The sequence below is a fragment of the Natrarchaeobius oligotrophus genome (genome assembly GCF_003841465.1).
Lineage (GTDB): Archaea > Halobacteriota > Halobacteria > Halobacteriales > Natrialbaceae > Natrarchaeobius > Natrarchaeobius oligotrophus.
This window is the reverse complement of the sequence record NZ_REFZ01000009.1, coordinates 70,084-82,772: the sequence shown is the minus strand read 5'-3', so window position 1 is coordinate 82,772 and position 12,689 is coordinate 70,084. Positions and strand designations below refer to the sequence as shown.

Below are 12,689 nucleotides of genomic sequence, written 5' to 3'. Positions count from 1 at the left end.
GGTCACGCTCTCAGCAGGTCACAGTTCGACGATTCGGTTGCGCAACGTGCCGATGCCTTCGACCTCGAGTTCGACGGTGTCGCCTCGGCTGAGATACCGATCCATCTCGAGTCCACAGCCCATTCCGATCGTTCCGCTGCCGAGTACGTCTCCCGGATAGAGATACTGGCTCTGAGAGGTGTGTTCGATCATCTCCCCGAACGAGTGCTGCATCGCTCCGAGCGTCCCCTCGGACCAGACCTCACCGTTTACGCGAGCCGTCATCTGCACGTCGTCTATCCGGATCGAATCCGGAGTGACGAGGTACGGACCCAGCACGTTCGATCCGTTGAAATCCTTTCCCTTGGAAGGACCGAGATTCACCTCCATCTCTCGAAATTGCATATCTCGAGCGCTGAGATCGTTGTAGATGGTGTAGCCGGCGATGTACTCGTCGGCGTCTTCCGCGGCGATATCGCGACCCTCTTTCCCGATAACCGCGGCGAGTTCCAGCTCGTAATCCATCTCCTCGGTGTAGCTCGGCCACTCGATATCCTGGTTGGGGTGGCCGATGCAGTTGCTGTCCGCCTTGTAATACACCGGCAACTCGAACCACTCGTCCGGGATGTCGTCGCCGAGTGCGTTCCGAACGTGCTCTTCTACGACCATGTAGTCGCGAACGGACGTCGGGTTGGGAACGGGACTGAGGAGGGACACCTCGTCGACGTCGTAGCTGAGTCGACGGCCGTCGATTCCGGTACCGCCGTCGGTTTCGCGGACGAACTCGATCGCCTCCTCGGCCGCGTCCGTCGCCCGCTCGCCGCGCTTTAGGAACGCGATCATGTCGGACGGCGCGTGCACCCGTGCGATCTCGTTCGGGCACGGCTCCCCCCGCTCCGCGAGTAATGTCGCGTAGGCGGCAGTGACGTCGACTAGCGTCTCCGCGTCGTCGTCGTAGCATCCGACGCGCTGATCGAGACAGGTCTCTTCCGGGGGTTCGAAAGTTGCGAGTTTCATCTCTGAACACCTCTTGTGATGTGACACTAACTGGCTCTCTCGCAGACTTAAGTGTTTCCACTGTGGTAGCGAGGAAAACCGACGACGTGATGACGAGCGAACCGAAAGCGGGCGGTATCCGTCGAGGAGGCCGACGCAGCCGACGAACGCACGAAAAGCGGTGACGCCAGGTTCCGCGTCGTTCTGGAACCGTAATCGAAAGGCGGAGTTTCGGTCGAAGCCGCCCTCGAGTCGAACCGGAAACGACGGGGCCGAGTCGAGCTACGCTCGACCGGTCTCGCGCATGTACTCGTCGAGTTTCTTCGCCATCGCCAGCGCGAACTCGTCGTCGTTGACGTCGGTCTCGAGTTCGAGCCGTTCGACGTTCTCGGCGAGTTCCGCCCGCAGCGCATCGAACAGCGCCGCGTCCGCTTCGGGATCGTGGAAATCCTCGCCTTCGACGTCGATCATGGAGACGCCCTCGAGCGGCAGGAACAGGGCCGTCGGACCGGTCGCGGCCGAGAGCTTCTCGGCGACGATTTCGCCTAATTCGGCGTTTTCCTCCGGCGTCGTCCGCATCAACGTCACCTGCGGATTGTGAATGTGGAACTGCCTGTCCTCGAACTCGTCCGGTACCGACTCTCTCGGTCCGAAGTTTACCATATCGAGCGCGCCGGTCGAGACCACCTGCGGCGTCCCCGTCTCCGCGGCGGCGTCGAGGCGATCGGGGCCGGCGTTCAGAACGCCGCCGACGAGCTCGTCCGCCCACTCTGTGGTCGTGACGTCCAGAACGCCGTCGATGATGCCCTGGCGGACGAGATTTTCCATCGCGGTACCGCCGGTTCCGGTCGCGTGGAAGACGATCGTCTCGTAGCCCTGTTCCTCGAGGTACTCCCTCGCCGTCTGGACGCACGGCGTGGTGACGCCGAACATCGTGATGCCGATCGTCGGCGCGTCCGAAATCTCGACGTCCGGTTCGTTGGTGACCATGCCGACCATTGCGAGCGCCGCGTTGGCGATCACCCGCTGGGAGAGCCGGTTGAGCCCTTCGATATCCGCGACGGAATACATCATCATCACGTCCTTCGCGCCGACGTACGGCTCGACGTCGCCCGACGCCATCGTCGACACCATCAGCTTCGGCACACCGACGGGAAGCGCGCGCATCGCCGTCGTCGCGATGGACGTGTTCCCCGAGCCGCCCAGCCCGAGCACGCCGTCAAGTTCGCCAGCATCGTGAATGCGATTGACGACGGCGGCCGCCCCCTCACCCATGGCTTCCATCGCCCGACCGCGATCGGCGTCTTCGCGAAGGGACTCGAGCGTGGTGTCCGCGGCTCGAGCAACCTCGTCGGCGGACGTGTCCGGCTCGAACGACGGCTCGTCGATAACCCCCGTGTCGACCACGTGAACGTCGACTCCTTCGGCCTCGAGGACGTCCCGGGCGAAACCGATCTCCTCGCCTTTCGTATCGACCGTTCCGACGATGACGACCGTCATATCAGAACTCGATCTCCTTGAACTCGCGGGCCTGGTTTCGAATCGCCTCCTCCGTCGGCAGCCGCTCGAGGCTTGACGCACCGAAGAAGCCGACGACGCCGTCGGTGTTGTTCAGGACGTATTCGGCGTCGTCCGGCCAGGCGATCGGTCCGCCGTGACAGATGACGATGACGTCGTCGTCGACCGCTTTTGCGGCGTCGTGGTGCGCCTGGACGCGCTCGGCGGCCTCCTCCAGCCCGAGCGCGGTTTCGGCGCCGATGTCGCCGGACGTCGTCAACCCCATGTGCGAGACGACGACGTCGGCACCCGCCTCGGTCATCTCTCGGGCTTGCTCTTCGGTGAACACGTACGGGCACGTCAGCATGTCCTGTTCGGCGGCCTCCTGGATCATGTCGACCTCCTTGTCGTATCCCATCCCGGTCTCCTCGATGTTCCGACGGAACTGCGTTTCCTCCTCGAAGAGGCCGACGGTCGGGAAGTTCTGAACGCCGGAGAACCCGCGCCGTTTCAGGTCCTCGACGAAGACGTCCATCTGCCGGAACGGATCGGTCCCGTTGACCCCGGCCAGGACGGGCGTGTCCTCGACGACCGGCAACACTTCGTGGCCCATCTCGACGACGATCTCGTTCGCGTCGCCGTACGGGAGCAATCCGGCCAGCGATCCCCGGCCGTTCATCCGATACCGCCCGGAGTTGTAGATGATCAGGAGGTCGACCCCGCCCTGCTCGGCGAACTTCGCCGAAATTCCCGTTCCCGCACCCGCGCCGATTATCGGTTCACCGCTCTCTACCACCGATCGCAGTCGTTCGAGGGATTGCTCCCGTGTGAACTGCATAATCTGTTCGCGTAGACAGGTGGAGTCCTATTAAATATTTTCCTCAGGTGAGAGTTTCAGGAGCGAGCGATCCGACCGGCGGCGCTCGTGACTCTCACCCGACTCCGTGAGCAGTCCCCGTGTCCGGGGAGAACCGTTTCGTTCGATTCGTGGGAGGGGCCACATTCCGCGCAAAAATTTATTAAGGTTCGAGCGTACCTTCCAAAGGATGTCCGAGAAAACGTTCGTTAGGAGTGAAGACGTATCGACGCAAGTGTTCGACTGGGGGACGATAAAGTGGATGAGCCGGCCGGATGTAACCGGCTCCGAGCGGTTCAGTGCGGGAATCGTCAATTTGGATCCCGGACGCGGGCACGAACTTCACACCCACCCCGATAGCGACGAACTCCTCTTCGTCATCAGCGGAACTGGCGAGCAAATCGTCGGCGACGAAACGCGCGAGATCGGTCCGGGAGAGCTGGTGTACGTTCCCGAAAACGTCGAGCACGGAACGATGAATACTGGGTGGGAAACGCTGCAACTGCTCGCGGTGTACGCGCCGGCCGGTCCCGAGGAGGTGTTGGCGGATCTGCCGGACTGCGAGATCGTTCCGCCCGGTGAGATACCGAGTCGATCCTGATACGGTCGACCGAGAGCGGCAGTTCTTTCTGAGCGGATCAAGTGGTAGACTATCAAAATTAGGGACTATCCCTCGATTAGCGCCAAAAAAGGGGTAGCGTTGTTCTGTGCTACGATTGGGACGGAGACGCCGTTCCGTCTCGGTGGCGAAAACGTTAACAATAGATAGCGGCATACATGTGAGGAATGACTGGAATTACGCGAAGAACGCTCCTTCGATCGGTTCCGATTTCCGTCGCCGGTCTGTCAGGGTGTGTCGCACGAAGCGACGAGAGTCACCCAATATCCGAGACGCCCACCGACTGGCCGTCGTTTCGCCTGGATCAGCGAAATACGGGCTACGCGAGGGGAGCCCGGGAAGTTCGCGACGAACCGTCCGTCGCGTGGACGTTCGAAACCGGCGACGACGTCTGGGGAAGTCCGGTGGTCGCCGACGGAACCGTCTACATCGGGAGTACGGACAACTATCTGTACGCGCTGGACGCGACCACCGGAGAAGAAAGCTGGCGGTTTCGAACCGGCCACCGGATCGAGGGATCGCCGGCGGTTGGCGACGGGACCGTCTACGTCGGCTCGTACGATCGGGCCGTCTACGCGCTCGAGGCGGACACCGGCGAAAAACGGTGGGAGTACGAGGCAAACGGGCTCATCCGTGGGAGCCCGACCGTTACGGACCAGGCGGTCTACATCGGCGTGGGCTGTTTCAACCTCGCGTGCGAGTGGTACGCCACGGAGGGTGCGGAATCCGAAGAATCGGCAGAAGACCAACCACCGGAGCTCGGATGGATTTACTCGCTGGATCCGGAGACGGGCGAGACGAACTGGCAATACGAGGTCGGAAGCGAAGCCGTCAGCACGCCCGCGGTCAACGACGGAACGGTCTACGTCGGAAGCTCGGACGACCATCTGTACGCGATCGATGCGGCGACCGGCGAGGAGAGATGGACGTACGAGGCCGCCGACTGGATCTGGTCCAGTCCGGCGGTCGCGTTCGGGACCGTCTACCTCGGCGACTTCGACGGAAACGTCGTCGCGGTCGACGAGTCGACGGGGGAAGAACAGTGGACGCACAACACGTTCGGGGCGTATCTCTCGAGTTCGCCGGCCGTCGACGACGACGCCGTCTACATCGGGGTCGTTCCGGCCAACTATCCGCAGGGCGGCGAACGAAACGACGCGGAGGTGATCGCGATCGACCGTCGAAGCGGTGACGAGCGGTGGTCGTTCGAGACCGACGTGTTAGAGATCGGGAGTAGCCCGGTCGTCACCGACGATCGCGTCTACATCGGCTCGCACAGTCCGGTCGAAACCGAGCCGACGGGCGTCCACGCCCTCACGACGGACGGCGACGAACGGTGGCTGTTCGAAGTCGGCGATCGAGGCGTGGGCTCGAGTCCGGCGCTGGTCGACGGCGTCCTCTACTTCGGCGGCGTCGACAACCGGGTGTACGCACTGGAGTGAACAGAGAGGCGGGACGGGCAGTGTTCGAAACGTGACAAAAATAGGACAGAAACGAGGTTTCCGATCGACAGGCCGTTAGACGGTGAGGTACTGATCGAGATCGTCTTCGTTCCGGAGCTCTTCTGCGGTCCCCTCGTAGACGATGCTCCCCATATCGAGAACGTAGCCCCGGTCGGCGAGCTCGAGTGCGGCCTGCACGTTCTGTTCGATGAGCAGGACGGTCGTACCCTCGGCGGCGATCGTCTCGATCGCGTTCATCACCGTCTCGACGATCTGCGGGGCGAGTCCCTCGGACGGCTCGTCGAGCATCAGTAGCTCGACGTTCGGCAGACGAAGCGTCCGCGCGATCGAGAGCATCTGTTGTTCGCCGCCCGACAGGGTTCCCGCTTGCTGTTCCTTTCGCTCTTCTAACACGGGGAACAGCTCGTACAACTCGTCGAGGCTTTTTCCGGACGGATCGGAAAGGCCGATCTTGCGCCGAATCGTGTTCCACGTGTTCTGACTGATTCTCGAGAGCTCCAGGTTCTCTTCGACTGTCAAGTTCGAGAACAATCGACGCTCTTCCGGAACGATTGCGATACCGCTCATGATGACGTCCTCGGTCTCCAGGTCGGTTATGTCGGTCCCGTTGAACTGGATGTGCCCAGACCGAACCTCCGGCGGTTCCGCACCGGCGATGCTCCGAAGCGTCGTCGTCTTCCCCGCACCGTTTCGGCCGAGGAGGGAGACGATCTCACCTTCCTCGACCTCCATCGAGACCCCGCGGAGGATGTGACTGTGACCGTAGTAGGAGTGGACGTCTTCGAGCTCGAGCAGGCTCATATTTCCTCACCTCCGAGGTACGCGGATCGAACCGTCTCGTCGTTCCGGATCTCGTCCGGCGTTCCGTCAGCGATGATTTCGCCCCTGTGAAGGACGAGAATCTTGTCGGAAACGTCGAAGACGATGTCCATGTCGTGCTCGACGAGAACGATCGTCATTCCTCGCTCCGTTTGCATCCGTTCGATCAGGTTCGTCGTCATCTCGGTTTCGGCCGGCGACATGCCGGCTGTCGGTTCGTCCATGAACAGCAGATCGGGGTCGGTCGCCAGTCCGATCGCGACCTCGAGGCGACGCTTGTCACCGTACGGCAGCGACGCGGCGGGGACGTCGGCTTCGTCCTCCAGGTCGACGAGTTCGAGTGCATCTGCGGTTCGCTGACGAACGCTGTCGTAACGATCGCGCCGCCGGAGGAAGTTCACGGTGAACGAGCCCTGTTCGGCCGCGAACGAGGCGACGTCGACGTTATCCTGTACGGTCAACTCCGGGAAGATCGACGCCGTCTGGAACGAGCGGCCGATGCCCAGCTGGGTGATCTCGTAGGGGTCCTTCCCGGCGAGGTTCGTATCCCTGTAGAGGACGTCGCCGTCCGTCGGGGTCAACATCCCAGTAATGAGATTGATCAACGTCGACTTTCCAGCCCCGTTCGGACCGATCACCGAGACCAGTTCGTTTTCTTCGACTTCGATTTCGACCGTATCCACGGCGACCAGTCCCCCGAAACTCTTCGTCAGGTTTCGCGTTTGGAGTAGCGTCATGGGTTATCCTCCACGCTCGATCGAATCCGCGAGGCGATCAGTTTGAGCATTCCCCACAGACCGTCCGGATACTTCCAGACGATCGCGGTAAAGACGGTCGCGAGCATCAAGAGCCAGTACCGTCCGACGATCGGGAAGCCGTCGACGACGCCTTCGAAGTACAGGAAGATGACCGCACCGAGAACCGGTCCGAACAACGTTCCGACTCCGCCAAGGACCGTCATGATGACGACCTCGCCGCTGGTGATCCAGTACAGCGATCCGAGCCCGGCGAACTGCGATTCGATCGTCATGAGGCTCCCGCCGAGTCCGACGATACCGCCGGACATGAGAAACGCGGCGAACTTGTATCGCCACACGTTCAATCCGACGAACGAGACGCGCTGTTCGTTTTCCCGGATTGCGCGAAAGATCAGCCCGTACGGAGACTTTCGAATCCGATTGACGAACGCGATGACCAGGACGAAGACGGTTGCAACGAGGAGATACTCGTAATTGACCCAGAGCGTTCCAAAGATGCCCGGGAGGGGCATCCCGAGGTACACCAGTCCGAATATCGGTTCCAGTTGGATTCCGGTCAACCCGTTGCGACCGCCGGTAATGGGCCGAAGCGGTGACGTAGCGAGGTAGTAGAGCAGTTGACCCATCGCAAGCGTAATGATCGCGAAGTACACCGCGTGTAAACGCAGTGCGATGACACCGGTGAGAGCGGCGAGCAGTAACGTGAACGTCGTTCCGACGACGAGCATCAGGACCGGATCGCCGTAGACGTGTAAGCTGACGAGTGCTGCCGCGTATCCGCCGCCACCCCAGAACATCGCGTGTCCGAACGAGAGCAGCCCGGTCTGTCCCAACAGCAGATTGAATCCGATCGCAAAGACGCTCCAGATGAGGATCGTCGTTGCGAGCGAGTGGTAACCGCCCAGTTCGCTGGTGATCGGAGCTCTGGCGAACAGCCACGACCAGAGCGCGACGAAAACGACGGCCGCGACGATGGCGAACCGCTCCGTGTGCTTTACTCGGTCCCAGGTTTCCCAGCTAAGGATGGCCGCGTCCGTATCCGTTAGCTGCTGGGCAGTCTCTTCGCTCATGCAGTCACCTCCTCCTTTCCGAAGAGACCGGTCGGTTTGATACTCAGGATGATGATGGCTAACAGGAAGAGGCTCGCCGTCGCCATTTCGGGATAGACGCGAGTCGTCGCGGTGAACGTGACCCCGAGCAGAAGACCGGCGACGATCGTCCCGGTAAGGCTACCGACGCCGCCCACGACGACGACGAGCAGCGCCGGAATCAAGATTTCGATGCCGATCTCCGGATGGACCGTGAACAGGGAGCCGCCGAGGATACCCCCCAGTCCGGCGTACGCGGCACCGATAGCGAATATCAGCGCGAACGGTCGGGAGATCTTAATTCCGAGCATCTGAACCATCTCGGCGTCTTCCGTTCCCGCCCGGACCGCGAGTCCGTAGTCCGTGTACTTGTAGAACGCGTACAGGACCGCCAGGAGCACGATGGTAAAGGCGATTACGTAGATCCGCCACCGCGAGGCGGTACCGATCCCGGGGAGCGGTATCGTTCCAGTCGCCCACCCGGTTCGATCGTAACTGAATCCACCCCGTCCCACGAGTATGGCGACGAATTCCTGCAGGATGAGCAGGATTCCGAACGTAACGAGCAGTTGATCGAGCAGACTCCGTTCGTAGAACGGATTTGCGATCAGCCGTTCCATGACGAGACCGATCGCGAACACGACCACCGGAACGAGGATCAACGCGGCTGCGAACCCGAGATCGAGACCGACCGGAGAGTACGCACCGAGCGATCCGCCGACGTTGTACTCGAAGGCGACGAACAGGCCGATGTACGCTCCGAAGAGGTAGAGCGCACCGTGGGCCATATTGACGAACTTCAAGGTTCCGAACGCGATGGAGAATCCGACCGCGACGAGGATGTACACTGATGCGATGCTCAGGCTCAGATAGGTGAATCTCACCGCCGATTCTAGTAAACTCATTTTTTTGGTGTCCCCATAATCATTGTCTCTCTGAAAGGATGGTGATCAGCTTATGATGCTTCCGGCTTCACTACTCGTACTCCGACATCTCGCAGCTGGCTGCCGGTTCGATATCACAGTCGTACGAGCTGTCCTCCGGCGAGACCTCCTCGACCAGTTCGAGGTAGGTCCCCGTTTCCTGCTGTTCCGACTCCGACACGCCTCGACAGACGTAAACGGGACGCGAGGCCTGGTGGTCGCACTCCCTGTAGGCCATCTCGCCCATCGCGAGGTTCCACTCGAACTCCTCGAGTTCTCTGACGACCGTCGGCGGGTGGAAAGTTCCCGCGTTCTCGACGGCTGCGGAGTAGTGCAGGACGTTATCGTACACCTCGTACGCCGCCTGGCCGGGCAGCTCGTCGTACTCGTCCATGTACGCGTCGACGAACGTTTCGGACAGCTCGTCGCCGCGCAGCGGGTGCCAGTTCGCGGTCCCGATGACGCCTTCCGCGTCGCCGCCGGCCGGCTCCATCGAGAACGCACTGAGCAACGGCACGACGATGTCGATGTCCTCTGCGACCCCCGCTTCTTGCATCTGACTGATGCCGTCGGCCATCGCCGTTCCGAAGGTCGTAAACACGAGGACGTCGGGATCGGCTTCGTCGAGGTCGGCGATCTGCGAGGAGTGATCGGACTCTCCAAACGCGATGGCGCTCTGTCCGATCTCGTTCCACCCCTGCCCCTCCATGAGTTCGGTCATCGAATCGCGGTTCGAAATTCCGTAGGAGTAGTCGAGGTAGATCTGGAAGAAGTCCACGTCATCTCCGAGAAGGTCGGGCAACGTCGCAGCCAGCGCTTCGGCGGACGTTCGCGCGCTCATCGACGGACGGAAGGAGTAGCGCTCGCAGTTCTCGCCGGTTATCGGACCCGCGTGCGAAATCGAAGTCAGCTGAATCACCCGCTCGCGTTGGGCGATGGGCTGAAGCGCCTGACAGACGCCACTGGAAACGCCACCGGTCCAGAACTGAATGTTATCTCGGTCGATCATGCGCTCTACGTTGTCGATCGAGGTCTCCTCGTCACCGGCGGAATCGCCGGTCACGTAATCGATCTCGTAATCGAGAACGCCATCTCCGGAGAGGGGATCGTAGTGATCGACCAACCCACCGCCGTTGTTCAGGTGATCGATCGCGAGTTCGAAACCGCGTTCCTGCTCTTCCCCGTCGGGCGCGAGGATACCGCTCAGTGGACCGTGCCAGCCGTACATCGCGGTATCGCCTTCGATCGGGTAGTTCCCGATGGGAGCGTGGTCATCGGCCCCGTTCCCGTTTCCGTTCCCAGTGCCGTTCCCGTTTCCGTTTCCTTCACCCGCACAACCAGCCAGTGCCACGGCACCCGAAGCACCGATCGCTTTGAGGACGTGACGCCGGGAGTTCGAAGCTGTACCTGCACCATTTTCCTGGGTGTGACTCTCGTTACCCATAGTCGCAAGTCACAAGCCATGTATTTAAAATTTTCCACGATTGATCGCCGGGGACGCGGGTGTGTGAGCGCGTCTGTCGACCATCAAGCCGTGCGTGCAACACCGGTCGCACGCACTCCGACAGGGTATACCGGTATCGCGGCCGAGCGAACGCGCGCACTCCGACGGGTTTCGTGTGAGGGGCTGAGCTTGTAGACGAGCGGCGGCGACGGGTGGTTAACCGGTTTCAGAACTTTTATCCCGATTGCAAGGGACGACTTACTCATGCGAGCTAATCGCTATCGAGAATACGGTGAGCCGAACGTACTACAGGTCGAAGACGTCGAGCAGCCGGAGCCCGATCGGGGCGAAGTCGTCGTCGCGGTCGAGGCAGCGGGGGTGAATCCGCTCGACACCAAGCTGCGTTCCGGAGCGTACGAGTGGGCGACCCCGCCGATGACGCCCGGTGCTGATTTCGCAGGCGTCGTAACCGCGGTCGGTCCCGGCGTTACCGACTTCGCGGAAGACGACCGCGTGTTCGGGACGGGCCTCGGAATCGGAAGACAAGGGTCCTGCGCGGAGTACGTCTGCGCGTCACTCGAACACGTCGCGCAGTTGCCGGACAACGTCTCGTTCGAAGAGGGAGCCGCTCTCGCTCTGGTCGGCGTAACGTCCTGGGAAGGATTAGTCGAGAAAGCGGGACTCAAAGCCGGCGACCGGTGTCTCGTCCACGGCGGGAGCGGCGGCGTGGGTCACGTCGCGGTCCAGGTCGCGAAGGCGGCGGGCGCGTCCGTTACGGCGACGGCCTCGCCGCAGTACCACGACCAGGTGGAGAAGCTCGGCGCGGACACGGTTCTCGATTACTCCCGCGACGATCTCGCCGACGCGATCGCGAACGCCGGAGCGCCCGACGTGATCATGGACCACCGGATCAACGAGAACATCGATCTGAACACGCAAGTTGCCGCACAGGGCGGGCGTATCGTGGCGATTTCCGGTACGGATATCGAGCTGACGTATTCGAACAGCGGGATGGCACGCGGGAAGATGCAAACGCTCCATCACTTCGCGATGCCCCAGATGGCGACGTTCGCCCCCGCGCTCGAACGCGTCGCAACGCTTGCGGGGAACGGTCAGGTTTCGCCGGTGATCGAACGCACGTACGGCCTCGACGAAGTGGCACAGGCCCACGAGGACGTCGTCGAGGAGAGTTTCCTCGGGAAACTCGTCGTCACTCCCTAGGTTCGATCGCCGACGTCGTGTTTTCGAAGTACAGTTTTGCGTCCGCTGCATCGCCGGTCTGCTCGAGCTGATCGGCGCGTTTGATCACGTTGCTGACGATCGACGTATCGAGTTCGTCGACGTTCGGATAGTTCACTTCCACGAGATTTCCAGCCGGATCGTCGATGTAGAACTGCACCGCACCGTCGGGCAGCTCGTAGACGACCGGTTCGTCACCCGCCGAATCGAAATCCGATTCGAGACCGCGCTCTACCGACTTGCGGTAGACTGATTCGAAATCGTCTACGTGAATGCCGACGTGGTAGAAGTCGGCCGCCTCCATCTCCCGTTTGAACAGGTGCAACGTACGGTCGCCACAGCGGAGCCACTCGACCGGCACCGAAAATCGCGGGGACGGGACTCGCTCCATCCCGAACAGTTCTTCGTAGAATGCGACGGATTCCTCGAGGTCGGTGGCCAGGACGCTGGTGTGAGTGAATTCGCTCAGTACCATGCACGAACCTTCACCCGGCTTCGATAAAAAATTGTGGTGAGCGCGTTGCTTCCGTCGGCGAACGCCGCGTCTCGATCCGTCGCTGGCTGTTCGAATCGGCGACCGGACGAGTGGCAAGTGAATGGACAACATATATCATAGTGTTCGCCGCTGATTCCACAGAGTGGAACATTATGTTAGGATACGGTCAGAGACGGTTATTCCCGGCGAACGTTTCGAGAGGATTCCGCATAGGAGAACTATATATAGTGAGAGGCGGCCGATCCGACGTAGCATTACACGAGTACGGTCGTAAATAAATACACTCGGGCCAGAGTACAGGATAGCGGCGAGATAAATCCCAGATATTTACTCTCGTACGACTGTCAAAAGTTTCCGGAGCTCCCCGAGCCGACGGGGACACGACACTGGCCGTGGGATATAGTATTCCGAATAATGGAACGCACAGATTCCACGGCGGGGCTCTCTACGAAAGGCGAGCCGACTCGACGAGACTCGACGAGTCGTGATACCACGCGTGAAGGCGATACGAG

Annotated in this window: 12 protein-coding genes; 3 read left to right on the top strand and 9 right to left on the bottom strand. The window is 61.2% G+C overall.

Annotation, left to right across the window (positions count from 1 at the left end; translation table 11 throughout):
* Window positions 1-18: 18 nt before the first annotated feature.
* From EA472_RS14010 to EA472_RS14000, 3 genes are all read right to left on the bottom strand, one after another.
* Window positions 19-996 (bottom strand): fumarylacetoacetate hydrolase family protein, encoded by a 978-nt coding sequence (locus EA472_RS14010; protein WP_124192143.1) that lies wholly within the window; start codon window positions 994-996, stop codon window positions 19-21.
* Window positions 997-1,257: 261 nt separating this feature from the next.
* Window positions 1,258-2,475 carry a Tm-1-like ATP-binding domain-containing protein gene (locus EA472_RS14005; RefSeq protein ID WP_124192142.1) on the bottom strand — a complete coding sequence of 406 codons (1,218 nt, stop codon included), beginning with the start codon at window positions 2,473-2,475 and terminating at the stop codon, window positions 1,258-1,260.
* Window position 2,476: 1 nt separating this feature from the next.
* Window positions 2,477-3,310 carry a phosphoenolpyruvate hydrolase family protein gene (locus EA472_RS14000; protein WP_124192141.1) on the bottom strand — a complete coding sequence of 278 codons (834 nt, stop codon included), beginning with the start codon at window positions 3,308-3,310 and terminating at the stop codon, window positions 2,477-2,479.
* A 208-nt stretch (window positions 3,311-3,518) separates the two neighbouring features.
* Here EA472_RS14000 and EA472_RS13995 point away from each other — a divergent pair, with 208 nt between their 5' ends.
* Window positions 3,519-3,929, top strand: a complete 411-nt coding sequence (locus tag EA472_RS13995; RefSeq protein ID WP_124192140.1) for a cupin domain-containing protein — start codon at window positions 3,519-3,521, stop codon at window positions 3,927-3,929.
* 185 nt (window positions 3,930-4,114) lie between these two features.
* Window positions 4,115-5,389, top strand: a complete 1,275-nt coding sequence (locus tag EA472_RS13990; protein WP_124192139.1) for an outer membrane protein assembly factor BamB family protein — start codon at window positions 4,115-4,117, stop codon at window positions 5,387-5,389.
* 75 nt (window positions 5,390-5,464) lie between these two features.
* Here EA472_RS13990 and EA472_RS13985 read toward each other — a convergent pair whose 3' ends face one another.
* The 5 genes from EA472_RS13985 to EA472_RS13965 form a co-directional block, all read right to left on the bottom strand.
* A complete protein-coding gene (locus EA472_RS13985; protein ID WP_124192138.1) occupies window positions 5,465-6,211 on the bottom strand; it encodes an ABC transporter ATP-binding protein in 747 nt (248 codons plus the stop codon).
* Window positions 6,208-6,966 carry an ABC transporter ATP-binding protein gene (locus EA472_RS13980; RefSeq protein ID WP_124192137.1) on the bottom strand — a complete coding sequence of 253 codons (759 nt, stop codon included), beginning with the start codon at window positions 6,964-6,966 and terminating at the stop codon, window positions 6,208-6,210. Before EA472_RS13980 ends, EA472_RS13985 begins: the two co-directional genes overlap by 4 nt.
* Window positions 6,963-8,057: a branched-chain amino acid ABC transporter permease gene (locus EA472_RS13975; RefSeq protein ID WP_124192136.1), complete on the bottom strand. Its 1,095-nt coding sequence runs from the start codon at window positions 8,055-8,057 to the stop codon at window positions 6,963-6,965. The genes EA472_RS13980 and EA472_RS13975 overlap by 4 nt, the downstream gene beginning before the upstream one ends.
* Window positions 8,054-8,980 (bottom strand): branched-chain amino acid ABC transporter permease, encoded by a 927-nt coding sequence (locus tag EA472_RS13970; RefSeq protein ID WP_124192135.1) that lies wholly within the window; start codon window positions 8,978-8,980, stop codon window positions 8,054-8,056. The genes EA472_RS13975 and EA472_RS13970 overlap by 4 nt, the downstream gene beginning before the upstream one ends.
* Before the next feature lie 70 nt (window positions 8,981-9,050).
* Window positions 9,051-10,442 carry an ABC transporter substrate-binding protein gene (locus tag EA472_RS13965; protein ID WP_124192134.1) on the bottom strand — a complete coding sequence of 464 codons (1,392 nt, stop codon included), beginning with the start codon at window positions 10,440-10,442 and terminating at the stop codon, window positions 9,051-9,053.
* A 264-nt stretch (window positions 10,443-10,706) separates the two neighbouring features.
* Here EA472_RS13965 and EA472_RS13960 point away from each other — a divergent pair, with 264 nt between their 5' ends.
* Window positions 10,707-11,663, top strand: coding sequence for an NADPH:quinone reductase (locus EA472_RS13960; protein ID WP_124192133.1), 957 nt, complete (start codon window positions 10,707-10,709; stop codon window positions 11,661-11,663).
* On the opposite strand, the gene EA472_RS13955 is transcribed toward EA472_RS13960, so the two are convergent.
* Window positions 11,653-12,156, bottom strand: a complete 504-nt coding sequence (locus EA472_RS13955; protein ID WP_124192132.1) for a VOC family protein — start codon at window positions 12,154-12,156, stop codon at window positions 11,653-11,655. The two genes, EA472_RS13960 and EA472_RS13955, sit on opposite strands and share 11 nt — an antisense overlap.
* Window positions 12,157-12,689: the final 533 nt, after the last annotated feature.

Bases quoted from the DNA above. Each gene is read 5' to 3' on its own strand.
- EA472_RS14010 (WP_124192143.1), bottom strand. From the start codon at position 996: ATGAAACTCGCAACTTTCGAACCCCCGGAAGAGACCTGTCTCGATCAG.
- EA472_RS14005 (WP_124192142.1), bottom strand. From the start codon at position 2,475: ATGACGGTCGTCATCGTCGGAACGGTCGATACGAAAGGCGAGGAGATC.
- EA472_RS14000 (WP_124192141.1), bottom strand. From the start codon at position 3,310: ATGCAGTTCACACGGGAGCAATCCCTCGAACGACTGCGATCGGTGGTA.
- EA472_RS13995 (WP_124192140.1), top strand. From the start codon at position 3,519: ATGTCCGAGAAAACGTTCGTTAGGAGTGAAGACGTATCGACGCAAGTG.
- EA472_RS13990 (WP_124192139.1), top strand. From the start codon at position 4,115: ATGACTGGAATTACGCGAAGAACGCTCCTTCGATCGGTTCCGATTTCC.
- EA472_RS13985 (WP_124192138.1), bottom strand. From the start codon at position 6,211: ATGAGCCTGCTCGAGCTCGAAGACGTCCACTCCTACTACGGTCACAGT.
- EA472_RS13980 (WP_124192137.1), bottom strand. From the start codon at position 6,966: ATGACGCTACTCCAAACGCGAAACCTGACGAAGAGTTTCGGGGGACTG.
- EA472_RS13975 (WP_124192136.1), bottom strand. From the start codon at position 8,057: ATGAGCGAAGAGACTGCCCAGCAGCTAACGGATACGGACGCGGCCATC.
- EA472_RS13970 (WP_124192135.1), bottom strand. From the start codon at position 8,980: ATGAGTTTACTAGAATCGGCGGTGAGATTCACCTATCTGAGCCTGAGC.
- EA472_RS13965 (WP_124192134.1), bottom strand. From the start codon at position 10,442: ATGGGTAACGAGAGTCACACCCAGGAAAATGGTGCAGGTACAGCTTCG.
- EA472_RS13960 (WP_124192133.1), top strand. From the start codon at position 10,707: ATGCGAGCTAATCGCTATCGAGAATACGGTGAGCCGAACGTACTACAG.
- EA472_RS13955 (WP_124192132.1), bottom strand. From the start codon at position 12,156: ATGGTACTGAGCGAATTCACTCACACCAGCGTCCTGGCCACCGACCTC.